25 protein-coding genes are annotated in these 23,436 nt (G+C 68.1%); 13 read left to right on the top strand and 12 right to left on the bottom strand.

The window, feature by feature from the left end; genetic code table 11:
* Positions 1-79: 79 nt before the first annotated feature.
* A complete protein-coding gene (locus OHT01_RS20405) occupies positions 80-397 on the bottom strand; it encodes a cupin domain-containing protein (protein WP_261703765.1) in 318 nt (105 codons plus the stop codon).
* A gap of 81 nt (positions 398-478) precedes the next feature.
* Between OHT01_RS20405 and OHT01_RS20400 the strand changes: the two genes are divergently transcribed.
* The 5 genes from OHT01_RS20400 to OHT01_RS20380 all read left to right on the top strand — a co-directional run bounded on the left by OHT01_RS20400 (position 479) and on the right by OHT01_RS20380 (position 4,346).
* Positions 479-862 (top strand): phage holin family protein, encoded by a 384-nt coding sequence (locus OHT01_RS20400; RefSeq protein WP_328554575.1) that lies wholly within the window; start codon positions 479-481, stop codon positions 860-862.
* Between the two features lie 8 nt (positions 863-870).
* On the top strand, positions 871-1,362 hold the full coding sequence (locus OHT01_RS20395) for a low molecular weight protein-tyrosine-phosphatase (protein WP_328554574.1): 492 nt from the start codon (positions 871-873) through the stop codon (positions 1,360-1,362).
* The gene (locus OHT01_RS20390) at positions 1,359-2,558 is read left to right on the top strand and encodes a cystathionine gamma-lyase (RefSeq protein ID WP_328554573.1); all 1,200 of its coding nucleotides are present in this window, start codon (positions 1,359-1,361) and stop codon (positions 2,556-2,558) included. Before OHT01_RS20395 ends, OHT01_RS20390 begins: the two co-directional genes overlap by 4 nt.
* A 214-nt stretch (positions 2,559-2,772) precedes the next feature.
* The gene (locus OHT01_RS20385) at positions 2,773-3,678 is read left to right on the top strand and encodes a LysR family transcriptional regulator (protein ID WP_328554572.1); all 906 of its coding nucleotides are present in this window, start codon (positions 2,773-2,775) and stop codon (positions 3,676-3,678) included.
* 185 nt (positions 3,679-3,863) lie between these two features.
* On the top strand, positions 3,864-4,346 hold the full coding sequence (locus tag OHT01_RS20380; protein WP_328554571.1) for an NUDIX hydrolase: 483 nt from the start codon (positions 3,864-3,866) through the stop codon (positions 4,344-4,346).
* 22 nt (positions 4,347-4,368) lie between these two features.
* Here the strand turns inward: OHT01_RS20380 and OHT01_RS20375 are convergent, their stop codons facing one another.
* A complete protein-coding gene (locus OHT01_RS20375) occupies positions 4,369-6,171 on the bottom strand; it encodes a globin domain-containing protein (RefSeq protein WP_328558183.1) in 1,803 nt (600 codons plus the stop codon).
* Positions 6,172-6,457: 286 nt separating this feature from the next.
* Positions 6,458-7,090, bottom strand: coding sequence for an HAD family hydrolase (locus OHT01_RS20370; protein ID WP_328554570.1), 633 nt, complete (start codon positions 7,088-7,090; stop codon positions 6,458-6,460).
* A gap of 159 nt (positions 7,091-7,249) precedes the next feature.
* On the opposite strand from OHT01_RS20370, the gene OHT01_RS20365 reads away from it, so the two are divergent.
* Complete coding sequence (locus OHT01_RS20365) at positions 7,250-8,116, top strand: GNAT family N-acetyltransferase (protein ID WP_328554569.1); 867 nt, start codon at positions 7,250-7,252, stop codon at positions 8,114-8,116.
* Between the two features lie 101 nt (positions 8,117-8,217).
* On the opposite strand, the gene OHT01_RS20360 is transcribed toward OHT01_RS20365, so the two are convergent.
* The gene (locus tag OHT01_RS20360) at positions 8,218-8,640 is read right to left on the bottom strand and encodes a GlcG/HbpS family heme-binding protein (RefSeq protein ID WP_328554568.1); all 423 of its coding nucleotides are present in this window, start codon (positions 8,638-8,640) and stop codon (positions 8,218-8,220) included.
* A gap of 99 nt (positions 8,641-8,739) precedes the next feature.
* Positions 8,740-9,948: an MFS transporter gene (locus tag OHT01_RS20355; protein ID WP_328554567.1), complete on the bottom strand. Its 1,209-nt coding sequence runs from the start codon at positions 9,946-9,948 to the stop codon at positions 8,740-8,742.
* Positions 9,949-10,088: 140 nt separating this feature from the next.
* Here OHT01_RS20355 and OHT01_RS20350 point away from each other — a divergent pair, with 140 nt between their 5' ends.
* Both OHT01_RS20350 and OHT01_RS20345 read left to right on the top strand, forming a co-directional pair.
* Positions 10,089-10,577, top strand: a complete 489-nt coding sequence (locus tag OHT01_RS20350) for a MarR family winged helix-turn-helix transcriptional regulator (RefSeq protein ID WP_328554566.1) — start codon at positions 10,089-10,091, stop codon at positions 10,575-10,577.
* Between the two features lie 9 nt (positions 10,578-10,586).
* Positions 10,587-11,039, top strand: a complete 453-nt coding sequence (locus tag OHT01_RS20345; protein ID WP_328554565.1) for a GNAT family N-acetyltransferase — start codon at positions 10,587-10,589, stop codon at positions 11,037-11,039.
* Positions 11,040-11,128: 89 nt separating this feature from the next.
* Here OHT01_RS20345 and OHT01_RS20340 read toward each other — a convergent pair whose 3' ends face one another.
* Positions 11,129-12,514, bottom strand: a complete 1,386-nt coding sequence (locus tag OHT01_RS20340) for a serine hydrolase domain-containing protein (RefSeq protein ID WP_328554564.1) — start codon at positions 12,512-12,514, stop codon at positions 11,129-11,131.
* Between the two features lie 331 nt (positions 12,515-12,845).
* On the opposite strand from OHT01_RS20340, the gene OHT01_RS20335 reads away from it, so the two are divergent.
* Complete coding sequence (locus OHT01_RS20335; protein WP_328554563.1) at positions 12,846-13,412, top strand: dihydrofolate reductase family protein; 567 nt, start codon at positions 12,846-12,848, stop codon at positions 13,410-13,412.
* A 110-nt stretch (positions 13,413-13,522) separates the two neighbouring features.
* On the opposite strand, the gene dnaB is transcribed toward OHT01_RS20335, so the two are convergent.
* On the bottom strand, positions 13,523-14,992 hold the full coding sequence (dnaB, locus tag OHT01_RS20330) for a replicative DNA helicase (protein ID WP_328554562.1): 1,470 nt from the start codon (positions 14,990-14,992) through the stop codon (positions 13,523-13,525).
* A gap of 459 nt (positions 14,993-15,451) precedes the next feature.
* On the opposite strand from dnaB, the gene OHT01_RS20325 reads away from it, so the two are divergent.
* Positions 15,452-16,789, top strand: a complete 1,338-nt coding sequence (locus OHT01_RS20325) for an MATE family efflux transporter (RefSeq protein ID WP_328554561.1) — start codon at positions 15,452-15,454, stop codon at positions 16,787-16,789.
* A gap of 182 nt (positions 16,790-16,971) precedes the next feature.
* On the opposite strand, the gene rplI is transcribed toward OHT01_RS20325, so the two are convergent.
* The 4 genes from rplI to rpsF all read right to left on the bottom strand — a co-directional run bounded on the left by rplI (position 16,972) and on the right by rpsF (position 18,701).
* Entirely contained in the window at positions 16,972-17,418 is a 447-nt protein-coding gene (gene rplI, locus OHT01_RS20320; protein ID WP_328554560.1) for a 50S ribosomal protein L9, read from the bottom strand.
* An 18-nt stretch (positions 17,419-17,436) separates the two neighbouring features.
* Positions 17,437-17,673 carry a 30S ribosomal protein S18 gene (rpsR, locus tag OHT01_RS20315; protein ID WP_003949403.1) on the bottom strand — a complete coding sequence of 79 codons (237 nt, stop codon included), beginning with the start codon at positions 17,671-17,673 and terminating at the stop codon, positions 17,437-17,439.
* Between the two features lie 57 nt (positions 17,674-17,730).
* Positions 17,731-18,333, bottom strand: a complete 603-nt coding sequence (locus tag OHT01_RS20310) for a single-stranded DNA-binding protein (RefSeq protein WP_328554559.1) — start codon at positions 18,331-18,333, stop codon at positions 17,731-17,733.
* A gap of 77 nt (positions 18,334-18,410) precedes the next feature.
* Positions 18,411-18,701: a 30S ribosomal protein S6 gene (gene rpsF, locus OHT01_RS20305; RefSeq protein ID WP_005482942.1), complete on the bottom strand. Its 291-nt coding sequence runs from the start codon at positions 18,699-18,701 to the stop codon at positions 18,411-18,413.
* Between the two features lie 287 nt (positions 18,702-18,988).
* Between rpsF and OHT01_RS20300 the strand changes: the two genes are divergently transcribed.
* The 3 genes from OHT01_RS20300 to OHT01_RS20290 all read left to right on the top strand — a co-directional run bounded on the left by OHT01_RS20300 (position 18,989) and on the right by OHT01_RS20290 (position 21,746).
* Positions 18,989-19,300, top strand: a complete 312-nt coding sequence (locus OHT01_RS20300; protein WP_328554558.1) for a hypothetical protein — start codon at positions 18,989-18,991, stop codon at positions 19,298-19,300.
* A 164-nt stretch (positions 19,301-19,464) separates the two neighbouring features.
* Positions 19,465-20,586: a peptidoglycan bridge formation glycyltransferase FemX gene (gene femX / locus OHT01_RS20295; protein ID WP_328554557.1), complete on the top strand. Its 1,122-nt coding sequence runs from the start codon at positions 19,465-19,467 to the stop codon at positions 20,584-20,586.
* A gap of 128 nt (positions 20,587-20,714) precedes the next feature.
* Complete coding sequence (locus tag OHT01_RS20290; RefSeq protein ID WP_328554556.1) at positions 20,715-21,746, top strand: alanine racemase; 1,032 nt, start codon at positions 20,715-20,717, stop codon at positions 21,744-21,746.
* Positions 21,747-21,837: 91 nt separating this feature from the next.
* On the opposite strand, the gene OHT01_RS20285 is transcribed toward OHT01_RS20290, so the two are convergent.
* Positions 21,838-23,343 carry a glycosyltransferase family 87 protein gene (locus tag OHT01_RS20285; RefSeq protein ID WP_328554555.1) on the bottom strand — a complete coding sequence of 502 codons (1,506 nt, stop codon included), beginning with the start codon at positions 23,341-23,343 and terminating at the stop codon, positions 21,838-21,840.
* Positions 23,344-23,436: the final 93 nt, after the last annotated feature.

Genomic DNA, 23,436 nt, shown 5'->3' with positions numbered 1-23,436 from the left:
GCGGGAGAGGGGGCCCTGCGGTGGCCTCGCATCCCTTGTCCTCCCCTGACCGTTCCCCTAGGGAACCCTGAGACGCGGATCAGCTCTCCGGCGGAGAGAACACCACCAGGACCCGCAGATCCTCCGTGATGTGGTGGAACTTGTGGGCGACCCCCGCGGGTACGTAGACGACGCTGCCCCGTGCCACCTGGGTGGTCTCCAGGCCGACCGTGATCGACGCCCGCCCGCTGACCACGAAGTACACCTCGTCCTGAGCGTGCGGCTTCTGCGGATCGAGGCCGCCCGCGTCGAGCGCGTACAGCCCGACCGACATGTTCCGCTCACGCAGGAACTGCAGGTAGGCACCGTCGTTGGCGGCGCGTTCCGCCTCCAGTTCGTCCAGCCGGAATGCCTTCATCGCCCTCGTCCGCTCTTGTCCGCCTCAGGCTGTTTCCACAGCCTCTTCTGGCCAGTCGATCTCTCTGTCACGATCAGACACATGAAGAATTTCGTAGTCAAGACGCTCGCCAACGCGGGGGCCCTGGCCGTCGCCGTCTGGCTGCTCGACAAGATCACCCTGACGGGCGACAGCACGGGCAAGAAGATAGGCACGCTCCTCCTCGTCGCACTGGTCTTCGGACTGGTGAACTTCCTCGTCAAGCCGGTCGTGAAGGTACTGACGTTCCCGCTCTTCGTCCTCACACTCGGCCTGGTCACCCTCGTGGTGAACGCCTTGATGCTGCTGCTCACCTCCTGGCTCGCCGACAAGCTCGACCTGAGCTTCCACGTGGAGGGCTTCTGGACCGCCGTCCTGGGTGGCCTGATCATCTCCGTCGTCTCCTGGGCGCTCAATGTCGTCCTGCCCGACGGCGACGACGACTGAGAGAGCCCATGACCTACCGCGTCTGTTTCGTCTGCACCGGCAACATCTGCCGCTCGCCGATGGCCGAATCCGTGTTCCGCGCCCACGTGGCGGAAGCCGGGCTCGGTGAGCTGGTCGAGGTCGACAGCGCGGGCACGGACGGCTGGCACGAGGGCGACGGCGCCGACGAGCGCACCGTCGCCGTGCTGGAGGCGGCAGGCTACGAGAGCGACCACGCGGCCCGGCGGTTCCAGGCCTCGTGGTTCTCCCGTCTCGATCTCGTGATCGCCCTCGACACCGGCCACCTCAAGGCCCTGCGCCGCCTCGCGACGAGCGCCGAGGACGCCGGGAAGGTCCGGCTGCTGCGCTCGTACGACCCCGCCGCGGGCGCCGACCTGGACGTCCCCGATCCGTATTACGGACATATGGACGGCTTCGAGGAATGTCTTGAGATGGTGGAGGCAGCGAGCCCCGGTCTGCTCGCGGCGGTACGAGAGCGAGTGGAGGGACGAGCGGTATGACGTCAGGGGATTTCGTCACGGCGAGCGGCGACGGCACGGACCCGGCGGGAGAGAGCGAGGGCACGCGCGCGACGGTGCCGGGCGACGGCACACGGGCGGTGCGTGCCGGGCTTCCCGAACCCGTCAAGTACGAGCCGACCCTTCCCGGCCCGGTCTTCGCGGCACACTTCCATCTGCCCGGTGAACCCACGGGACCGTACACCTACGGCCGCGACGAGAACCCGACCTGGACGCTCCTGGAGCGCGCCATCGGCGAGTTGGAGGCGCCCGGGCGGGAGTCCGTCGAGACGCTCTCCTTCCCCTCGGGCATGGCCGCCATCTCCGCGGTGCTCTTCTCGCAACTGCGGGCCGGCGACATCGTCGTCCTGCCCGACGACGGCTACCAGGTGCTGCCGCTGGTACGGGAGCAGTTGACGGCGTACGGCATCGAGGTGCGCACCGCCCCCACCGCCGGCGATGCCCAGTTGGAGGTGCTCGACGGCGCGAAGCTGCTGTGGATCGAGACGCCGTCCAACCCGGGGCTCGACGTCTGCGACCTGCGGCGCCTCGTCACGGCGGCACACGCGCAGGGCACGCTCGTGGCCGTCGACAACACCCTGGCCACCCCGCTCGGACAGCGCCCGCTGGAGCTGGGCGCCGACTTCTCCGTGGCGAGCGGCACCAAGATGCTGACCGGGCACGGCGACATCCTTCTGGGGTACGTCACCGGACGGGACGCGGACGTGATGGCTCCCGTACGGCGTTGGCGCAAGGTGGTCGGCGCCATCCCCGGCCCCATGGAGGCGTGGCTGGCCCACCGCTCCCTCGCCACGCTCCAACTTCGCGCCGACCGGCAGACCGCCACCGCGAGGACGATCGCCGAGGTCCTGCGGGACCGGCCCGAGGTGACTGGGCTCCGCTACCCAGGACTGCCCGACGACCCCTCGTACAAGATCGCCTCCCAGCAGATGCGCCGCTTCGGATGCGTGGTCTCCTTCACCCTGCCCACGCGCGCGCATGCCGAGCGCTTCCTCGACGCGCTGCGCCTGGTCGACGACGCCACCAGCTTCGGCGGGGTCCGGTCCACGGCCGAACGGCGCGGGCGGTGGGGCGGCGACGCGGTCCCGGAAGGCTTCATCCGCTTCTCGGCCGGTGCCGAAGATCCCGAGGACCTGGTGGCGGACGTACTGCGGGCCCTCGACGCATCCGCGGAGTGAGGCGGACCGGCTGCGGGATCAGCGCCCCGTTACGTACGACGGACGGTCCGAGCCTCCCCCCTCGTGGCTCGGACCGTCCCGGTTCTGCGCGCGAAGAACCGCGCGAACAAGGCTAGTTGACTCTGTGTCAGTGTCCAATCACTGTAGCGACAGAGACCTATCGACTTATTTATAGTTAGGGCTCGCGCGGGGGTGCTGAAAGGGGAGGGGCACCATGGACTTGGCCTTGCTGCGCACGTTTGTGACTGTGCACCGGGCCGGTTCCTTCACTCGTGCCGCCGCGCTGCTCGGCCTGTCCCAGCCGGCCGTCACCTCGCAGATCCGCACACTGGAGCGCCAGTTGGGGCGGCCCCTGTTCCTGCGCCAGGCGCGCGGGGTGACTCCCACGACCATCGGCGACGAGCTCGCCCACAAGGCGGCGCCGCATCTCGACGCCTTGGTGGAGATCGCCGAGACCGGTCTCGACGAGGATTCCTCCGTTCGCACCCTGCATCTCGCGGGTCCGCCGGAGTTCACCGCGGAGCGCGCGTTGCCCGCTCTCACGGAACTGACCGGCGACGACGGCCTGGGCTTCGCGCTGCGTGCCTCCTTCGGCAACGCGGAGGAGACGCTGGAGGGGCTCGCCGCCGGACATCATGATCTGGCCATGACGACGGCCCAACCACGCGGTGCGCTTCTCACCGCGACTCCGCTCTGCGACGAAGAGCATGTACTGGTCGCCGCTCCTCGCTGGGCCGCCGAGATCGGTCCGGGCAAGCTCCGCCGTAAGGGCGCTCACGCGCTGGAGGACTTCCCCATCGTCGAGGTCCACGAGTCGTTGCCGCTCGTCGCCCGCTACTGGGCCTCGGTCTTCGACTGCCGCCCGGCCGCCTCCGGCACGGTTGTCGTCCCGGATCTGCGGGCGGTGCTCGCCTGCGCCTCGGCCGGCGCCGGTCTCGCCGTTCTGCCCAAGTACCTCTGCTCCGATGCCATCGAACGCGGAGATGTCGTGGCACTCCTGGATCCGGCGGTGCCCCCGCTGCGTACGTACTTCCTTGTCGTCCGCACCGGGACGCTGGCGATGCCGCACATCGCCCGAGCGCACGAATGGCTGCTGCGGGCGGCCGCCGACTGGACCTGAGACGGGCGCGGAGCGTCGAACCGCGGCACAGTGCGGCACCACCTGCGACTGAGGACCGAACGGCGGCGGTTCGGGCGAAGGCCGCCCCCCTGTTCCTGGGCACCTATGAAGGGCTCCAGGAGGATTCACACGGAATCGCGGCCGCACGATGTTTCACGTGGAACCAGCCGGGCCACATTTCTCCCATGACCGTCCGACCCGTGGTCAAGCGCACCGCACGTGCCGTCCTGCTCGATGGCGACGACCTGATCTTGATCAAGCGCACCAAGCCCGGCGTCGATCCCTACTGGCTCACACCGGGTGGCGGGGTCGAACCGGAGGACACGACTGTCGTCGAAGCACTCCACCGTGAGGTGCACGAGGAACTCGGCGCGAAGATCATCGATGTGGTGCCCTGCTTCGTCGACACGGTCGAGCACATCGGCGACGACGGTGGCGCGACCGGCGTGAAGGTCCAGCACTTCTTCGTCTGCAGGCTGGAGTCGATGGATCCCGCCCTGCGGCACGGTCCCGAGGTGGACGAGCCGTGCGGTGAGTACGAGATCGTCCGTGTCCCGTTCACCCGGGTCGGGATCGCCTCGGTCCACCTCGTGCCGCTTTCGCTGAGGCACTATCTCGACGGGAACATCGAGGGCGTACGGGCCATGCACGCACCCGACCTGGGCTGACACGAAGAAGAGCCGCCCCGGGTCAGTCGCCGGTCACCACGAGTTCCTCCACCGAGTCGTGGCGGATGCGGTCGGACGGGATGCCCAGGTCCCTGAGTGCGTCGACACCGCTGCGGATCATTCCGGGCGGCCCCGAGAGATAGGCGTCGTACTCGTTCCACGGCCCGTACTCGCGCACGGCGTCCGGCAGCTGCAGATGGGCCCGCCGGTCGACGACGGGCCGTACCGCGAGCCAGGGGTGGCTCTGCTGGAGCCGCAGCATGGTGTCGATGTCGTAGAGGTCGTGATCGGTGCGCGCACCGTAGAAGACCTCCACGGGTCGGCGTTCCCCGTGTTCGGCGACGTCCTCGACCAGGGCCTTGATGGGTGCGATGCCCGTGCCGCCGCCCAGACAGAGCAGGCCGTTTTCGGTGGTGTGGTCGACGGTCATCGAGCCGGTCGGTGGACCGAGCCGGATGAAGTCGCCGGGCCGGGCGCGGTGCACCAGCGCGTTGGATACCCAGCCGGCCGGAACCGCCTTCACGTGGAAGGTCAGCAACCCGTCCGAGCGAGGCGCCGAGGCGAAGGAGTAGTGCCGCCAGATCCGCGGCCACCACGGTGTCTCCAGGCTCGTGTACTGCCCGGCGAGGAACGGGTACGGCTGGTCGGGCCGGACCGTGATGACCGCGACGTCCGGCGTCCTCAGGTCGTGGGACACCACTTCGGCGAACCACCAGGCCGGAGCGCGCAGCTCGTCGGCGGCGGCCGCGTCGATCATGACCTGGGAGATGGTCGTGTACGTGCGCACCCAGGCCGCCTCCGTCTCGGCGTCCCAGACCGCCGAGGCGTAGCGGCCGAGCGAGCCGATGAGGCACTCACCGACGGCCGGGAAGTGCTCGGGCCGGGTTCCGTACTTGCGGTGTCCCCGCCCGAGGTTCTGCAGATAAGCGACGAGGACCTCGGTGTTGTCGATGTGCTCGGCCGCGGTCAGCAAGGCCTTGAGCAACCGGTCCCGCTGGGTGTCCATCGCGGCGGGGAACAGCGACCGCAGTTCCGGATGGCGCACGAAGAGCAGTGCGTAGAAGTAGGAGGTGACCTTGTCGGCGATGGGTCCGACCTCGGTCATGGTCCGGCGGATCAGCACCGCGTCGGGGGACGCCTGGGGGGCGGGGGCGTCCTGTCGACCCGTCACAAGGGGCTCGGGGCGGGCGTCAGGCCGAGAAGGGCGGTGATGGGGCCCCGGGGACACGTGCTCGGGTGCGGACGCCTGAGAGGGCCGCAGAGAGCCGAACCCAGTGGGCCCGGGGTCCGATCGAGGTCGTACGGCTTCGTGGGCCGGCTCCGGCTCGGACTGCCGTAACTCGGACGGTGCCGGCGGAAGAAAACGCTTCTCGGACGGTACCGGCTCGAGCCGGACGGGCTCCGGCAGGACGGGCTCGGCAGACCAGATTCCAGGAAGTGCGGCCTCGTACGGGCGCGTCTCCGATGGTGCTGCCCCGAGACCTCGCGTCTGGGGGGAAGGTGTCCCGTGGGGTACCGATGCCGTCTCACGGAGGGTCATGGGTGCTTCGTCGACCGGGGATATTCGTTCCTGCACCGGTGATCCCTGCCCGGCCGGCTCGGGTGCTCCGTGTCGGGAGACCGCCTGATCGGGGACGGCTTGCCCGGGTTGCCCCTGTGGCGCGGCCGACCGGCCCACCGGGCGCATCGCAGCCAGTCGACGGCCGTCCGACGGTCCCTGGTCATCGCCGGTAGCAAGCGGCTCCTTGTGGGGCGTGAACCAGCCGCCTCCGCCGTTGGCACCTGAAGTGCCCCTGTCGGCCGACGTGGTGGTCGGAGCGTCCATGGTCTGCCTCGCCTCGAACATCTTTCGGTCGGTCCTCGCACCTCCGCGGTCGGAAGATGCCTGCTTTCCCCCGCATCCGGTGCGCTCCCCTTTCCGGATCAGTCATCGTCGGCCCAATGCGGCCCCAATGAAGCCGGATCCCCACCCGCACGGACACGTAAGGCGAGAGCGTGGCATTGGCCGCAGCGCTCTCATCGAGCATCCCACTCCGGATCAACGGCGAGCCGCATAACGGAAAACTCCGGTCTTCGATCTCTCCGTCCCGTTAGGCTGCTCTGGTCTGCGTTTACCGGGCACGGCATGCCAGTCGATAGGCAGCCGACAGGTCCCGTCCCACGTAGGAGTGAGTTGCCAGACTGAGCAGCCGACGGTCGCCATTGATCGCGACCGACACGGGCACAACACCGAAAAGATCCTGGTCCGAGAGTGAGTCTCCATAGGCGACGCAGTCGCTTCGATTCACCCCGAACTCTTCACAGAGCCGGTCCGCGATCAGCACCTTTGACGCCGAGCTGAGAATGCCCGCCGGGTCCAGCGGTTCGGTGAACGGCACGACCGGAAAGCGTGATCCATGGGCCGCGTGGGCTCCCCACGCCATCAGACGTTCCACAAAGAACGAGGGTGACAGCGATACGACCGCGCAGTAGTCGCCACTTCGCCGGATCTCTTGCCAGACGTCTTGGATTCCGGCCATCCAAGGCGCGCCGTCGAATGCCGCCGCCACACGAGCATCGGTGAGTTCCGCCCACAGAGCATGCACACGCGTCGCATACTCGGGCGGACCTATACGCCCCTCGGAGATGGCCTTTTCGAGCGCCAGGGTCTCGGCTTCCAGCCCCAACTGCCGTGAAATCTCCAGCGGTGCGGTGCTCCCGTGGAGCAACGTCCCGTCAAGATCGAAGAGATGAAGTCTCGCCATGTCCATCGAGGCTACTGGGGCAGTCGGCGGTCAGCGGTCGGGGTTTCACGTGAAACAGCCGTCCGCCCGCTGCGGCTGGTCCGGGGCATGGCCAAAAGTCGATGAAATCGCCGGGAAAGCGGTGGACGGCAAAGACACCTGTCAGAGAGCCTGAACCGCGTGTCGACACCTTCCCTCTCCGATCTGCCCGTTCGCCGTCTGACGCCCAGCGACCTCGCCGCCTGCGCCGACCTGTCCGAGGACCGGGGCTGGCCCCGTGAGGAACACAAGTGGGGTCTGCTGCTCGCTGCGGGAACCGGATACGGGATCGACGACCCAGCCGATGGTCTCGTCACCGCCTGTGTGGTGACCGAATACGGACCGCGCGAGCGCCCCGAACTGGGTGCGATCGGCATGGTTCTCGTCGCGGAGCGGCACTCCCGCCAAGGGGTCGGCCGCCGTCTCATGCGGCACGTCATCGAGGAGATGGGCACCACCCCGTTGACCCTGCACGCGACCGAGTACGGTCGCCCGCTCTACGAGGGGTTGGGATTCAAGGTCACCGGCCGGGCCGAGATGGTCCGTGGGACCTTCACCGCGGGCGGCCCTGAGCCCGAGGTGCTCACCCGTCCGGCCACCGCGGAGGACCTCGCCTCCATCCTCCGCCTGGACGAAGACGTCTTCGGCACCGACCGCACCCACATGATCACGCGCCTGCCCGCCTTCGCGGACCAGCTCCGCGTGGCCGAGGAGAACGGCCGGATCATCGGCTACGCGGCCGCCTGGCCCAATATGACCAACCAGGTCGTGGGACCCCTGATCGCCCGGGACACGGAGACGGCGAAGGCCCTGCTCTCCGCGCTCGCGGCCCGCACAGACCGTCCGCTGCGCACCGATGTCGACGTCCGGCACGAAGACCTGCTGATCTGGCTGAAGGAACGCGGGCTTGCGCCCACCGGCTTCAACGCGGTCATGACGTACGGCATCCCGGAACTGCCCGGCGACTGGACGCGCCGCTTCGCACCCCTGACTGTGGCCGCCGGCTAGGGCTCCTACGGCTCTCACGGAAGAATGCCGGTCCCCATGGTGCGCGGGAACCGGCATTTCTCGACTGTCGTGCGCCAGGTGGGCGCCGTTGTCGACGAGCGTCAGACGAGCGACTCGACAGCGGCGACGGCGAAACCGTGGTCCTGGTCGGGCATCCCGCCACCGACCCCGATGGCACCGATGAGGCGACCGCCGCGGTGGACCGGAACGCCGCCCGCTATGAACAGCAACGGACGGTCGAGCGCGGTGGGCAGCGTGTGGAAGAGACCGCCGGGCTGCACGGCCTCGACGAGATCGGCCGTGGCCGAGTCGAGCTGCAGTGCCGTGTAGGCCTTGCGTGTGCTGGTCTCTCCCGAGATCAGGACGGCCTGGTCGTCGCGTCGGAAGGCGAGCAGGTGGCCACCCGCGTCGAGGACGGTGGCGCTGATCCGAACCCCGGCCGCCTCGGCGGCCCGACGGGCCGCGGTCACGAGAACCTCGGCGTCCTCGATGGTCAGAGGGGCGACGGCGGTGGTGGTGCTCATCAGGTTTTCTCCTTGTGGGGGTGTGCTGGTTCGAGTCGGGAACGTGCCGGGTCGAGACGCTGTGGGAACGGCCCTGGTCCCGCAGCGTCTCGGACCTGGTCAGCGGAGGACGACGGTCCGCTGCTCGGCGGGGGTACCTCCGGCGACCACGACGCTGGGCCCACCTGTGCGGCGCTCCAGAGCGGCCGAGGCAACGGCCAGGACGAGCGCGCTCGCGGCGAGGACCGCACCGACCCAGTTGGGAGCGGTGTAGCCGAGACCCGCAGCGATGACGACGCCGCCGAGCCAGGCCGAGACGGCGTTTCCGAGGTTGAAGGCGCCGATGTTGACGGCCGAGGCCAGGGTGGGCGCGCCGTGCGCCTGGTCGAGAACACGCTTCTGCAGAGGAGGCACGGTCGCGAAGCCCAGACCGCCGATCAGGACGATCGTGGCGGCCGCCAGGATCTTGTTGTGCGCGGTGACGGTGAAGAGGGCGAGCACGACGGCGAGGCCGCCCAGCGACACGTAGAGCATCGGCATCAGCGCGCGGTCGGCGAATTTGCCACCGATCAGGTTCCCGCCCACCATGCCGAGCCCGAAGAGGACCAGCAGCCAGGTGACGGATCCGTCGGCGAAGCCCGCGACGTGCGTCATCATCGGCGCGATGTAGGTGATGGCCGCGAAGACGCCGCCGAACCCGAGCACGGTCATCGCCATCGCGAGCAGGACCTGGACGTTCTTGAAGGCGGCCAGTTCGTGGCGCAGACGTACGCCCTCGGGTTTCGGCATCTCCGGGACCAGCTTGGCGATACCCAGCAGCCCGATGACACCCAGTGCGGCGACACCCGTGAACGTGACCCGCCAGCCGGCGGACTGTCCGATCAGCGTGCCCAGCGGGACCCCGACGACATTGGCGATCGTGAGCCCGCTGAACATCATCGCTATGGCGCCGGCCTTCTTCTCCGGTGCGACCAGTTCGGCCGCGGCCACCGACCCGATACCGAAGAAGGCGCCGTGCGCGAGGGAGGCGACCACCCGGCCCACGAACATCAACCAGAAGGCCGGAGCCAGGGCGGAGATCAGATTGCCGAGAACGAACAGGCCCATCAGCACCATGAGCATCCGCTTGCGGGACACCTTCGTGCCGAGCGCGGTCATGATCGGCGCACCGACCACCACGCCCAGGGCGTAGCCGGTCACCAGGAGTCCGGCCGTGGGGATGGAGACCCCGAAGTCCCCGGCGACCTCCGGCAGGACACCCATGATCACGAACTCGGTCGTTCCGATGCCGAAGGCCCCGATCGCGAGGGCCAGAAGCGCGAGAGGCATGGTGGGGTACACCTTCCATAAGATTGCAGAGGCGCTTTGCCTGCGTTCACAATAGTTGCAGACGCGGGCAATGTGCAACAGCGGGCTATTGCGCCTGTGCTCTATCCTGGCTTCAGCCGCTCCGGGACGGAGGAAACACCATGACAGCCACGGACCCCGCGCTCACCGCCCTCGCTCAGGGGTGGTGCGCCCTCTCCTTGCTGCACGGAAGGATCGAGGCCCATATCGAGCGGGCCCTGCAGGCCCGGCACGGGCTCAGCGTGCGCGAATACTCCCTGCTCGACGTGCTCAGCCGGCAGCACGACGGCGACGGCGGCCATCTGCAGATGAAGCAGGTCGCGGACGCGGTCGTCCTCAGCCAGAGCGCGACCACTCGGCTGGTCACGCGTCTCGAGGACCGAGGGCTGCTCGCCCGCTATCTCTGCCCGACCGACCGGCGCGGCATCTACACGAATGTCAGCGACGCAGGACTGACACTCCTCGCCGAGGCGCGGCCCACCAATGACGCCGCCCTGCGCGAGGCGCTCGGCACAGCGGCCGAGAACCCTGAACTGGCACCACTGGTCCGGGTCGTGGAGTCGGCGAGCATGCCCGTAGAACCCATGTCCTCCGTGGGCATGCCCTCGTAGGGTGCGGACATGGCAGATCTTGAGATACGAGCCGCGGTCGCCGACGACGTTCCCGCCATCGTCGCGATGCTCGCCGACGACCCGCTCGGCACCCAACGGGAGTCGCCCGACGATCTCAGGCCCTATCTGAGCGCCCTGGACCGTCTGAGCCGTGACCCGAACCAGCACCTGGTCGTCGCCGTACGCGAGGACCGCGTTGTCGGGACCCTGCAGCTCACCGTGATTCCCGGGCTGTCCCGCAAAGGAGCGACGCGTTCCCTGATCGAGGCCGTACGCATCCACGCCGACGAGCGCGGCAGTGGTCTCGGCACGGAGCTCATCGAGTGGGCGGTCGAGGAATCCCGCCGCCAGGACTGCCAGTTGGTCCAGCTGACCTCGGACGCCTCCCGCACCGATGCCCATCGCTTCTACGAGAGGCTCGGCTTCGAGGCCTCACACGTCGGTTTCAAACTCCCCCTCTGACGAAGGCCTCGTTCCCTCCGCGCGCCGAGGTTGCAGCCTGTTTGCGGCCTGTTTCACGTGAAACATGCCGCCTCCTGGCCCGACGGCTCCTACTCGACTCCTCGCCAGCCAGCCGGATCCACTCCACCGGGCACAGGGGCCTGCTCGTCGTACGGCTGCCGCGTGAACACGAACGATCCGAGGTCCAGATGGCTCACCGAGCCGTCGGGCCGCCGTACGGGGCGCAGGAGCTCGCCCGCGTAGTAGCCGTCGAGCCCCGTCCACGTCCCGTCGCCGTTCGCCCGGAAGCGGGCGCCCCGGCCGACACCCGAGAGCGGACCCAGCACGAGCCCACCGCCGGCCGGCAGCCTCAGCCCGAAACCCTGCGTCCCCCAGTACCACTGGCCCGCCAACTCCATTACCTCACGGCCGACTTCGGCCATCGGCCGCCAGGGCTCAGGGATCCGCGGTTCTGCCTCCGCGACGATCCGCACCAGATCGGCGGCCACGGTGAACACGGGCGGGCCCGAGGTGCAGTTGGACAGCACCACAGCCGCCACGTCATCCTCCACGCTGATCACCAAACCGGCGAGAAATCCCGGCAGGGAACCCGAGTGCCCTACGAGGGTTCGGCCGTCACGGTGCAGGAGCTGCAGGGCAAGCCCGTACGAGGAGCCCGAAGCCAGTTCCGCCGCCTCCGGAGGCGCGGCAGGCGCGTGCATCTCCCTGACGGACTCGGCGCTCAGCACTCGATCGTCACCGTGGGCGAGGAAGACGGCGAAGCGGGCCAAGTCACCTGTGGTGGACCAGAGCTGACCGGCCGGAGCCATCCGCCCGAGGTCCTGCGCAGGCTCGGGCATCATCGCGTCCGCCCAAGGGTGGACGGCCCATCCCCCCGCATGCGGCGCCTGCGGGCTACCGCTCGTCCGGTGCAGACCGAGCGGTTCGAGGACCTCGCGGCGCAGTACTTCCTCCCAGGGGGCGCCTCTTACCTCTTCGACCAGCGCTCCGAGCAACGTGTAGCCGGGGTTCGAGTAATGGTGCCGACGGCCGACCGGATGCCGGTACGGCTGTTCGCCCAGCACATCGGCCAGTTCGGGACGCAGCGAGCCGGGCGTTCGCTCCCACCAGGGCGCGGGCGACTCGGCTGCCAACCCTCCGGTGTGCGCGAGAAGTTGGAAGATGGTGACTTCCCCCGCCCCGGTGCCCGGCACATGCTTCTCCAGCGGGTCGCCGAGGTCCAGGAGACCCTCGTCGCGCAGCCGCAGCACCAGAACGGCGGTGAAGGTCTTGGTGATGGAGCCGATCCGGTACTGCACGTTCTCGTCAGGTCCGTGGCCGTCCACCGAGGTCCGCGCCCCGTTCCACACCGCTTTCCCGCCCCGGACCACCGCCGCGACCAGGGACGGCGCCCGCCCCTCGCTCTGCGCGACGGCGATACGGTGCAGCAGGGCTCGGCGCGTGCCGGGGAGAAGATCATCGTGGGTTGTCGTCATGACACCAGTCCACCTGCCCCGGCGCCGGACGTCGAGCGGATTGTCCCGGGGCCGGCCCACATGGCTGCAGGGTCTCGCCGCCCGCGACATGTCGATCTTGCGCGACCTGGGCGTTCCTGGCTGTCTCACGGCCTGTCGTCCATGATCAGTTCAATCCGCGGCTTTTCCTCGCGAGGGCGAGGTCGGGATCAGGCGGCTTGCCCGAGCCGGCCGAGTACACCACGCTGAGCCCCGAGCACGAGGAGTACCGGCGAGCCCAGATCGCGCACCGATGAGTTTCCCGCGCCGCGCTGGTCTGTACGCCGGACACCCACGGACGGAAGGCTGGGCCATGCGGAAACTGATCTACGGCATGAACCTGACCCTGGACGGCTACATCGCCGCGGCCGGCGACGACATCGGCTGGAGCGGACCGCCGAGCGACGAGCTGTTCCAGTGGTGGCTCGACCACGAGCAGGCGAGTGGCCTGTCGCTGTACGGGCGCAAGCTGTGGGAGGCGATGAGCTCCTACTGGCCGACCGGCGACCAGCGGCCCAACGCCACACCGGCGGAGATCGAGTTCGCGCGGAACTGGCGGGACACACCGAAGGTGGTGTTCTCCTCAACGATCGACAAGGTCGACTGGAACACCCGCCTGGTCACCGGCGACGCGATCGCCGAGATCACCCGGCTCAAGGCCGAGGACGGCGGCCCGATGAACATCGGCGGCGCGACGCTCGCCGGGGCGGCCATGCGCGCCGGGCTGATCGACGAGTACGTGATCGCCGCCCATCCGGTCCTGGTGGGCGGCGGCACGCCGTTCTTCACCGCGCTGGACAGCTGGGTGAACCTGAACCTGGTGGAGACGCGGACGCTTCCCGGCGGCGTGGTCCTGACCAGGTACGAGACGAGGCGCTGAGCAGCAGCGCCCACGCGGCGGCGAATCTCATGGCAGTGGCATGTCTGCCATCCGTCTGCCAACTGCCGTGAGATTCCGCCAAGGGTTTCGAGACCCTCCAATGGCACCGATCAGGTCTGTGCCATGTCCACGAAGCGCGAGTAGTGACCCTGGAAGGCCACCGTGATCGTGGCCGTCGGGCCGTTACGGTGCTTGCCGACGATGATGTCGGCCTCGCCGGCGCGGGGGGACTCCTTCTCGTACGCGTCCTCGCGGTGGAGCAGGATGACCATGTCCGCGTCCTGCTCGATCGAGCCGGACTCACGAAGGTCGGAGACCATGGGCTTCTTGTCCGTACGCTGCTCGGGCCCACGGTTGAGCTGCGACAGCGCGATCACCGGCAGCTCGAGCTCCTTGGCCAGCAGCTTCAGGTTTCGCGACATGTCGGAGACCTCCTGCTGACGGCTCTCGGACCGCTTGCCGCCCGACTGCATCAGCTGCAGATAGTCGATGACGACGAGCTTCAGATCGGCGCGTTGCTTGAGACGCCGGCACTTGGCACGGATCTCCATCATCGACAGGTTCGGGGAGTCGTCGATGTAGAGCGGGGCGGCCGAGACGTCCGGCATACGACGCGCGAGGCGGGTCCAGTCGTCGTCGGTCATGGTCCCGGACCGCATGTGGTGCAGGGCCACGCGTGCCTCGGCGGACAACAGGCGCATCGCGATCTCGTTGCGGCCCATTTCGAGCGAGAAGATCACGCTGGGCATGTTGTGCTTGATCGAGCAGGCCCGGGCGAAGTCCAGGGCCAGCGTCGACTTACCCATGGCGGGACGCGCCGCGATGATGATCATCTGGCCGGGGTGCAGACCGTTGGTGAGCGAGTCGAGGTCGGTGAAACCGGTCGGTACACCGGTCATCTCCCCCGAACGCGATCCGATCGCCTCGATCTCGTCGAGCGCGCCCTCCATGATGTCGCCGAGCGGCAGATAGTCCTCCGTGGTGCGCTGCTCGGTGACCGCGTAGATCTCGGCCTGGGCGCTGTTGACGATCTCGTCGACGTCGCCGTCGGCCGCGTAGCCCATCTGTGTGATGCGCGTGCCCGCCTCGACCAGGCGGCGCAGGACCGCGCGCTCATGGACGATCTCCGCGTAGTACTCGGCATTCGCCGCGGTCGGGACCGTCTGGACCAGCGTGTGCAGATACGGCGGGCCGCCGACCTTGGTGATCTCGCCGCGCTTGGTGAGCTCAGCCGCGACCGTGATGGGGTCGGCCGGCTCGCCCTTCGCGTACAGGTCGAGGATCGCCCCGTAGATGGTCTCGTGCGCCGGCCGGTAGAAGTCGTGGCCCTTGAGGACCTCGACGACATCGGCGATGGCATCCTTCGACAGGAGCATGCCACCGAGGACGGACTGCTCGGCGTCGAGGTCCTGCGGCGGTACCCGTTCGAATGAGGAACCGCTGCTTTCCCATGACCCGTTGTCCCGGTCGTGCTGCTCGTCGCGGCCACGGCCGCCGTTCCCACGCCGACGGGACGAGGGCAGACGATCACTGGGACCACTGTCCGCCCAGGGGTCGTCCAAGGGCTCGGAAATAGTCACCGAGCCACCTCCTCCCGTCCGCGGAGCGGACCTAGCAGTGCCTCTAATTTCTACGGCACGGCACTGACAAGTGAGCCGCCCAACTCCGGTTCTCAGGCGTCGGTTTTGCGTGCTTTCCGAGGCCGGAGAAGAGAACGGGTGCCGCACCACGTTAGGCCCGCGGGCACCGTCAGCCAATCTGGTTATCCACAGGCCATGTGGACGACGGCCCGGATGCTGTGGAGAACTCCACGAAACCTGTGCACGACCCGGTGGACAGCCCTGTGAACAAGCCCTCAGCCCATCCACCGAATGTTCTCTGACCTGGCCTTTTCCCATCCACCGGCTGTGCAGAAGAAAAACTTCCCCAGTGGGATCAAGATCGCTGCAAACAGTGCGTCACAACACACCCCGCACGACAGAAAGTAAGGGTCCCATCCACGTTGCATCTCTTACCTGTGGAAGATTAGATTGATGCTCATGACACAGGCCTCCACGGCACCCAGGGCCGCCCGACGTCGGCACGACCGAGAGATCGTCGCGCTGGCCGTTCCGGCGTTCGGCGCACTCGTCGCCGAGCCTCTCTTCGTGATGGCCGACAGTGCCATCGTCGGCCACCTCGGCACCGCGCAGCTGGCCGGACTCGGCGTCGCCTCGGCCCTTCTCATGACAGCGGTCGGAGTCTTCGTGTTCCTCGCCTACGCCACCACCGCGGCGGTCGCCCGCAGAGTCGGCGCAGGCGATCTGCGGGCCGCGATCCGCCAGGGCATGGACGGGATCTGGCTCGCCGTGCTCATCGGCGCGGCGGTGATCGCCGTCGCCCTTCCCACGGCACCCGACCTCATGGAGCTGTTCGGCGCCTCGGACACCGCCGCCCCGTACGCGATCACCTATCTGCGGATATCAGCGTTCGGCATCCCCGCCATGCTCGTCGTGCTGGCCTCCACCGGCATACTGCGCGGACTCCAGGACACGAAGACCCCGCTGTACGTCGCCGTCGGAGGCTTCGTCGCCAATGCGGTCCTCAACGCCGCCCTCGTCTACGGTGCCGGCCTCGGCATCGCCGGCTCGGCCTGGGGCACCGTCCTCGCCCAGTGCGGCATGGCCGCCGTCTATCTGTACGTCGTCATCCGCGGAGCCCGGAAACACGGCGCTTCCCTGCGGCCGGACGTCACCGGCATCCGGGCATGCGCCCAGGCCGGCACCCCCCTGCTCATCCGTACGTTGTCGCTTCGGGCGATCCTCCTGATCGCCACGGCGGTGGCTGCCCGGCTCGGTGACGCCGACATGGCGGCACACCAGATCATCCTGTCGCTGTGGAGCCTGCTCGCCTTCGCGCTCGACGCCATCGCCATAGCCGGACAAGCCATCATCGGGCGCTACCTCGGCGCGGACGATGCCCAGGGTGCCCGCGAGGCATGCCGCCGCATGGTGCAGTGGGGCCTCGTCGCCGGGGTCGTCCTCGGCCTGTTGGTCCTCGCGGCACGCCCTCTGTTCCTCCCGTTGTTCAGTAGCGACTCGGGGGTGCAGGACGTGGCACTGCCCGCTCTGGTGATGGTTGCCGCCTCCCAGCCGATCTGTGGAATCGTCTTCGTCCTGGACGGCGTGCTGATGGGTGCCGGCGACGGGCCCTATCTGGCCTGGGCCATGCTGCTCACGCTGGCGGTCTTCACCCCCGTCGCCCTGCTGGTTCCGGTTCTCGGCGGCAGGCTGACCGCTCTCTGGGGAGCGATGACGCTGATGATGGCGGTGCGGATGCTGACCCTGTGGCTGCGCTCTCGATCGGGCCGCTGGATCGTGACGGGAGCGACGCGCTGACCGCCGTCGACCGTTTCACGGAAGCGAGCGTTTCACGTGAAACGACGAGTCCCCGGAGCCGGGCAGGACCCGGTACCCGGGCGGACCCGCGCGGAGGAAACGGAACGGATGGTCTCAGGAGAAGCAGAAGGGCCGCACCCCGAGGGGTGCGGCCCTTCTCTCAGCTATGCCGAGCGCTGCACTCAGGCAGCGACAACCTCGATGTTGACCTTGGCGGCAACCTCGGGGTGCAGACGCACGGACGTCTGGTGGGCGCCCAGGGTCTTGATGGGCGAGCCCAGCTCGATGCGGCGCTTGTCGACCTCGGGGCCACCGGAAGCCTTGATCGCCGAAGCGACGTCAGCCGGGGTGACGGAACCGAAGAGACGACCGGCGTCGCCGGAGCGAACGGCCAGACGGACCTTGACGCCTTCGAGGCGGGCCTTGATCTCGTTGGCCTGCTCGATGGTCGCGATCTCGTGGATCTTGCGAGCACGACGGATCTGCTCGACGTCCTTCTCGCCACCCTTGGTCCAGCGGATCGCAAAGTTCCGCGGGATCAGGTAGTTGCGAGCGTAACCGTCCTTGACGTCAACGACGTCGCCCGCGGCACCGAGGCCGGAGACCTCGTGGGTGAGGATGATCTTCATTAGTCGGTCACCCTTCCCTTATCGCGCGGTGGACGTGTAGGGCAGCAGCGCCATCTCACGGCTGTTCTTCACAGCCGTGGCGACGTCACGCTGGTGCTGCGTGCAGTTGCCGGTCACGCGGCGGGCACGGATCTTGCCGCGGTCGGAAATGAACTTCCGCAGCATGTTCGTGTCCTTGTAGTCCACGTACGTGACCTTGTCCTTGCAGAACGCGCAGACCTTCTTCTTCGGCTTGCGCACAGGCGGCTTCGCCATGGTGTATCTCCTGTGTGATCAAGAAGTGGGAGTACGGCCCACCCTCGGCCTTAAGGCCTAGAAGGGGGGCTCGTCCGAGTAGCCGCCGCCGGAACCGCCGGAGCTTCCGCCCCAGCCGCCACCGCCGCCACCAGCAGCGCCACCGCCCTGGTTGCCACCGGCGGGAGCGCCGGTGGCCCAGGGGTCGTCGGCAGGAGCGCTGCCGCCCTGCGGAGCGCTGCCGGAGCTTCCGCCCCAGCCGCCGCCCTGCTGGCCGCCGCCACTGCCGCCGCCGTAACCGCCCTGGCCGCCGCGGCCCGTGGTCTTGGTGACCTTGGCCGTGGCGTTCTTCAGGCTGGCGCCGACTTCCTCTACGTCCAGTTCGTAGACCGTGCGCTTGACGCCCTGGTTGTCCTCGTAGGACCGCTGCTTCAGGCGGCCCTGCACGATGACGCGCATGCCGCGCTGGAGCGACTCGGCGACGTTCTCCGCCGCCTGACGCCAGACCGAGCAGGTCAGGAACAGGCTCTCGCCGTCCTTCCACTCATTGGTCTGACGGTCGAAGGTGCGGGGAGTGGACGCGACACGGAACTTCGCGACCGCCGCACCGGAAGGGGTGAAGCGCAGCTCGGGGTCGTCGACAAGATTGCCGACGACCGTGATGACGGTCTCGCCTGCCATGGGGGAACCTCTCGGCGGGTTTGCTGCTGGCTGCTGGTGCTGCTACTCGATGCCCGAGTTCAGCTGAGCTGGAGAGCTCAGTGGGTCTCGGGACGGAGGACCTTGGTCCGGAGGACCGACTCGTTCAGGTTCATCTGGCGGTCGAGCTCCTTGACGACCGCAGGCTCGGCCTGCAGGTCGATGACCGAGTAGATGCCCTCGGGCTTCTTCTTGATCTCGTACGAGAGACGACGACGGCCCCAGGTGTCGACCTTTTCGACCTTGCCGTTGCCCTCACGGACGACGGAGAGGAAGTTCTCGATCAGGGGGGCGACAGCGCGCTCTTCCAGATCGGGGTCGAGGATGACCATCACTTCGTAGTGACGCATGTGGAACCCACCTCCTTTGGACTCAACGGCCACGGTCGTTCCGTGGCAGGAGGGTTGTGATGCGTACGCAACGGTATCGGCCGCCACTGACAAGCGGGCCGCCGATCGGTGAACCGAGCGGCAATCCCTGTCGTGACCTGGCTCTGAGCCTGGGCAGACACCGGTGCAGAGGGTACAGAGTACCTGCACACCGGCTTCCGGTTGAAATCCGGCCGGGTTGGCCGTCAATCTGTACACATCGGGTGTGTATGGCGCTACGATGCGCCGCCTTCCGCAGGAGGTGCCTTATGGCACAGGTAATGCGACCCAGCACCACCGGCTCACTCTTCGCCACGGACGGCAAGCCGCATCCTCTCCAGGACACCTTGCTCGTGGTGACCCTGGTGTGCGGGGTCCTGGCCTTCGTCACATCGATGTTCCACAGCCTCCATCTGCTCAGCTCCTGGTCCGGACTCGTCGGGATCCTCGCCGGCGCCTACGGGCAGTTCATCTCCGAGACGACCCGGGAGCGCTTCGGACTGATCGTGGGACTCGGTCTCTCCGGCGTCGGTTTCTACCTCGGCCTGGCCCACGGCGGCCTCTTCGGCGGTGTGATCTGAGTCGAACGTCCGTTTTCCCCTGACCCCGGGGACGCCTCACGACGCGTCCCCGGGGTTCAGGTTCCATACGGCCAGTCGGGGCGCTCGCAGGGCGCAGTAGGCTTCGGCGCGAGAGCCGGAGCCCCTGTACCCATGGGGACACACCAGCCCGAGGAGCGCCCCGAATGAGCCTGACCCTGAGGACCATCAGCCGAGAGCAGCATCTGGCATACATCCAGAGCCTGCCCGCGGCTAGTCACATGCAGGTCCCCGCCTGGGCAGACGTAAAGGCCGAGTGGCGTTCCGAGAACCTCGGATGGTTCGACGAGAAGACCGGCCACATGGTCGGCGCGGGTCTGGTGCTGTACCGCCAGCTGCCCAAGATCAAGCGTTACCTCGCCTATCTGCCCGAAGGCCCGGTCATCAACTGGTTCGCGCCGAACCTCGACGACTGGCTGCAGCCGATGCTCGCGCACCTCAAGCACCAGGGCGCCTTCTCCGTGAAGATGGGCCCGCCGGTGATCATCCGGCGCTGGGAAGCCACCTCCATCAAGGGCGGCATCCAGAACCCGGACGTGAAGCGCCTGCGCGACATCGAGGCCGACTTCATCGAGCCGCGTGCCTTCGAGGTCGCGGACAAGCTGCGCCGCATGGGCTGGCAACAGGGCGAGGACGGCGGTGCCGGCTTCGGCGACGTCCAGCCCCGCTATGTCTTCCAGGTGCCGCTGGCCAACCGCTCCCTCGAAGAGGTCCACAGGAACTTCAACCAACTGTGGCGCCGCAACATCAAGAAGGCCGAGAAGGCGGGCGTCGAGGTCGTCCAGGGCGGCTACCAGGACCTGGAGGAGTGGCAGCGGCTGTACGAGATCACCGCGCTGCGCGACCACTTCCGGCCCCGCCCGCTGTCGTACTTCCAGCGCATGTGGACGGCCCTCAACAGTGAGGACCCCAACCGGATGCGGCTCTACTTCGCCCGTCACAACGGGGTGAACCTGTCGGCCGCGACGATGCTCGTCGTCGGCGGACACGTCTGGTACTCCTACGGCGCCTCGGACAACATCGGGCGTGAGGTCCGGCCCTCGAACGCGATGCAGTGGCGCATGCTGCGCGACTCGTACGCCCTGGGAGCCACGGTCTACGACCTGCGCGGCATCTCCGACTCGCTGGACGAGACCGATCACCTCTTCGGCCTGATCCAGTTCAAGGTGGGCACGGGCGGAGAGGCCGCCGAGTACCTCGGCGAGTGGGACTTCCCCCTCAACAAGCTGCTCCACAAGGCGCTCGACATCTACATGTCGCGCCGCTGAGCCACCCCGAATCGCATGCCGGGCCGCTGAACCAGCCCGGCATCGCCCCATCGGTCCGGCGAATCAGCGACAATTCCTTTTCATACCTCTGATACACCGCAGCCACGAGAAAGGTTCCGGGACCGGCCATGGCGCTCACGCTCTACGTCGACACCGCGCGCTGGCGGGCACACCACAAGCAGGTGTCCGAGCAGTTCCCGGGACTCGTCCCCGTCTGCAAAGGCAACGGCTACGGCTTCGGCCACGAACGGCTCGCGGACGAGGCCACCCGCCTGGGTTCGGACATCCTCGCCGTCGGCACCACGTACGAGGCCGCCCGGATCAAGGACTGGTTCGGCGGCGATCTACTGGTCCTGACGCCGTTCAGGCGCGGCGAGGAGCCCGTTCCGCTGCCCGACCGCGTCATCCGCTCCGTGTCGTCCATCGACGGCGTGTACGGCCTTGTGGGCGCCCGTGTCGTCATCGAGGTGATGTCCTCGATGAAGCGGCACGGCGTGAGCGAGCAGGACCTGCCGCACCTGCACTCCGCCATCGAGAACGTCAGGCTGGAGGGCTTCGCGATCCATCTGCCGCTGGACCGTACCGACGGCTCGGACGCCGTCGAGGAGGTCATCGGCTGGATGGACCGCCTGCGCGCGGCCCGTCTGCCCCTGCACACGATGTTCGTCAGCCACCTCAAGGCGGAGGAACTCGCGCGGCTTCAGCAGCAGTTCCCGCAGACGCACTTCCGCGCCCGTATCGGCACGCGGCTGTGGCTGGGGGACCACGAGGCCACCGAGTACCGCGGGGCCGTCCTGGACGTCACACGCGTCTCCAAGGGCGACCGCTTCGGCTACCGGCAGCAGAAGGCCGCCTCGGACGGCTGGCTGGTGGTCGTGGCGGGCGGTACGTCGCACGGGGTGGGCCTGGAGGCTCCCAAGGCGCTGCACGGCGTCATGCCGCGCGCCAAGGGCGTCGCCCGCGCCGGCCTCGCGACGGTCAACCGGAACCTTTCCCCGTTCGTCTGGGACGGCAAGCAGCGCTGGTTCGCCGAGCCGCCGCACATGCAGGTCTCGATTCTCTTCGTGCCCTCCGACGCCTCGGAGCCGAGGGTCGGGGACGAGTTGGTGGCCCATCTGCGGCACACCACCACGCAGTTCGACCGCGTCGTCGAGCGCTGACCCGGGTTTCGGCACGCTCCAGCCAAGAAGAAAGGCCGTACACGGTGTCCGTGTACGGCCTTTCTCGTGTGCTCTTCCAGGTCGTGTTCGCTCAGAGCGAACGGTCTCCAGGAGTCGTGTCCGCTCCCCAGTCGACCTGGGGAAGCCCGTCGAAGGGTGCGGCGTGCCGCGCCGGATGTGCGGCAGCCCCGAGAACGAAGACATCCTCCGCGCCGTCCAGCAGCCCGCCCGACGGATCGTCGTCCCCGGCCCGGCGCACCACGTCGCGTTCCGGCATGAAGATGTCCCGCACGACCACCCCGCACAGGTACAGGGTCCCCAACAGGTGTACGGCGATGGCGACTTGGTACCCGTCGGTCGGCAGGCCCTTGTGAGCGTCCCCGCTGGTCGTGTAAGCGAGGTACATCCAGATGCCCAGGAAGTACGCGACCTCGCACGCCTGCCAGATCAGGAAGTCCCGCCAGCGCGGCCGGGCCAGCACGGCGAGCGGGACGAGCCACAGCACGTACTGCGGCGAGTAGACCTTGTTCGTGAGGATGAAGGCCGCGACGATCAGGAAGGCGAGCTGGGCGAAGCGGGGGCGGCGGGGGGCGGTGAGCGCGACGACGCTCAGCCCCGCGCAGATGATCACCATCAGGACCAGCGCCCAGGTGTTGGCGGCGTCGGGGGTGATCGAGATCTTCATCCACTGCGAGATGAAGAGGAAGACCGAACCGAAGTCGACGCCGCGGTCATGGCTGAAGCTGTAGAACTTCGCCCACCCTTCGGGCGCGAGGTACATGACCGGAAGGTTCACGACCAGCCAGGCACCGACGGCACCGAGCATCGCCGTACCGAACTCGCGCCACTTGCCGGCCCGCCAGCACAGCAGGAAAAGCGGCCCGAGCACCAGGAACGGGTAGAACTTGGCCGCTGTGGCGAGCCCGATCAGGATGCCGAAGGCCAGGGCGCGTCCCCGCGACCACATCAGCATCGCGGCGGCCAGCAGGGCCACGGCGAGGAGATCCCAGTTGATGGTGGCCGTCAGCGCGAAAGCGGGCGCGAGAGCGACCAGGAGGCCGTCCCAGGGGCGGCGACGGTGGGTGCGCGCGGTGCATACGGCGATGACAGCCGCGCAGGCCATCAGCATCCCCGCGTTGACCATCCAGTAGACCTGCTCCTGGTGCTGGATGCTCCCGCTGCCCGGAGTGAGCCAGGCCGCGACTTCCATGAACACGCCGGTCAGCACCGGGTACTCGAGGTAGTCCATGTCGCCGGGGATCTTGTCGAAGTACGGTACGAGACCGTCGGCGAAACCCCGCCCCTGGTACAGGTGCGGGATGTCCGAGTAGCACGCGTGCGTGTACTGCGAACTGGCTCCGAAGAACCAGCCGCCGTCGTAGCAAGGCAGCTTCTGGACCATACCGAGGACGAACATTCCGATCGCCACCAGCGCCACGACCCGTATGGGCGTCCACCAGGACGTCCCGAGCAGGGCTCGTCGCCCGATAGGGCCGCCGATCAGCTCACTGCCGCTGGCGGCGACCTCGTCGTCCTTGGTCGGCCGCACCAGCTCCGGCTCGTGCGCGCTCACGCGCGTCGTCTCTGCACTGGGCATGCCGCACATCCTGCCGTACGCGTCTAGGAATAGGCCGAGGACCGCCCCACCTTGTCGGTGCGGCGGTCCTCGTTTCACATGAATCCGTGTGTT

Source organism: Streptomyces sp. NBC_00358 (genome assembly GCF_036099295.1).
Classification (GTDB): Bacteria; Actinomycetota; Actinomycetes; order Streptomycetales; family Streptomycetaceae; genus Streptomyces.
The sequence above is the reverse complement of the archived record's forward strand: the minus strand, read 5'-3'. Positions and strand labels throughout refer to the sequence as shown.

Coding starts and splice junctions, on each gene's coding strand:
- OHT01_RS20395 (WP_328554574.1), top strand. CDS start 871: ATGACCTACCGCGTCTGTTTCGTCTGCACCGGCAACATCTGCCGCTCG.
- OHT01_RS20375 (WP_328558183.1), bottom strand. CDS start 6,171: ATGGACGCTCCGACCACCACGTCGGCCGACAGGGGCACTTCAGGTGCC.
- OHT01_RS20355 (WP_328554567.1), bottom strand. CDS start 9,948: ATGCCTCTCGCGCTTCTGGCCCTCGCGATCGGGGCCTTCGGCATCGGA.
- OHT01_RS20345 (WP_328554565.1), top strand. CDS start 10,587: ATGGCAGATCTTGAGATACGAGCCGCGGTCGCCGACGACGTTCCCGCC.
- OHT01_RS20405 (WP_261703765.1), bottom strand. CDS start 397: ATGAAGGCATTCCGGCTGGACGAACTGGAGGCGGAACGCGCCGCCAAC.
- OHT01_RS20300 (WP_328554558.1), top strand. CDS start 18,989: ATGGCACAGGTAATGCGACCCAGCACCACCGGCTCACTCTTCGCCACG.
- OHT01_RS20400 (WP_328554575.1), top strand. CDS start 479: ATGAAGAATTTCGTAGTCAAGACGCTCGCCAACGCGGGGGCCCTGGCC.
- OHT01_RS20335 (WP_328554563.1), top strand. CDS start 12,846: ATGCGGAAACTGATCTACGGCATGAACCTGACCCTGGACGGCTACATC.
- OHT01_RS20310 (WP_328554559.1), bottom strand. CDS start 18,333: ATGGCAGGCGAGACCGTCATCACGGTCGTCGGCAATCTTGTCGACGAC.
- OHT01_RS20290 (WP_328554556.1), top strand. CDS start 20,715: ATGGCGCTCACGCTCTACGTCGACACCGCGCGCTGGCGGGCACACCAC.
- OHT01_RS20390 (WP_328554573.1), top strand. CDS start 1,359: ATGACGTCAGGGGATTTCGTCACGGCGAGCGGCGACGGCACGGACCCG.
- OHT01_RS20350 (WP_328554566.1), top strand. CDS start 10,089: ATGACAGCCACGGACCCCGCGCTCACCGCCCTCGCTCAGGGGTGGTGC.
- rplI (WP_328554560.1), bottom strand. CDS start 17,418: ATGAAGATCATCCTCACCCACGAGGTCTCCGGCCTCGGTGCCGCGGGC.
- OHT01_RS20360 (WP_328554568.1), bottom strand. CDS start 8,640: ATGAGCACCACCACCGCCGTCGCCCCTCTGACCATCGAGGACGCCGAG.
- OHT01_RS20380 (WP_328554571.1), top strand. CDS start 3,864: ATGACCGTCCGACCCGTGGTCAAGCGCACCGCACGTGCCGTCCTGCTC.
- femX (WP_328554557.1), top strand. CDS start 19,465: ATGAGCCTGACCCTGAGGACCATCAGCCGAGAGCAGCATCTGGCATAC.
- OHT01_RS20385 (WP_328554572.1), top strand. CDS start 2,773: ATGGACTTGGCCTTGCTGCGCACGTTTGTGACTGTGCACCGGGCCGGT.
- rpsF (WP_005482942.1), bottom strand. CDS start 18,701: ATGCGTCACTACGAAGTGATGGTCATCCTCGACCCCGATCTGGAAGAG.
- OHT01_RS20285 (WP_328554555.1), bottom strand. CDS start 23,343: ATGCCCAGTGCAGAGACGACGCGCGTGAGCGCGCACGAGCCGGAGCTG.
- OHT01_RS20370 (WP_328554570.1), bottom strand. CDS start 7,090: ATGGCGAGACTTCATCTCTTCGATCTTGACGGGACGTTGCTCCACGGG.
- rpsR (WP_003949403.1), bottom strand. CDS start 17,673: ATGGCGAAGCCGCCTGTGCGCAAGCCGAAGAAGAAGGTCTGCGCGTTC.
- OHT01_RS20340 (WP_328554564.1), bottom strand. CDS start 12,514: ATGACGACAACCCACGATGATCTTCTCCCCGGCACGCGCCGAGCCCTG.
- OHT01_RS20325 (WP_328554561.1), top strand. CDS start 15,452: ATGACACAGGCCTCCACGGCACCCAGGGCCGCCCGACGTCGGCACGAC.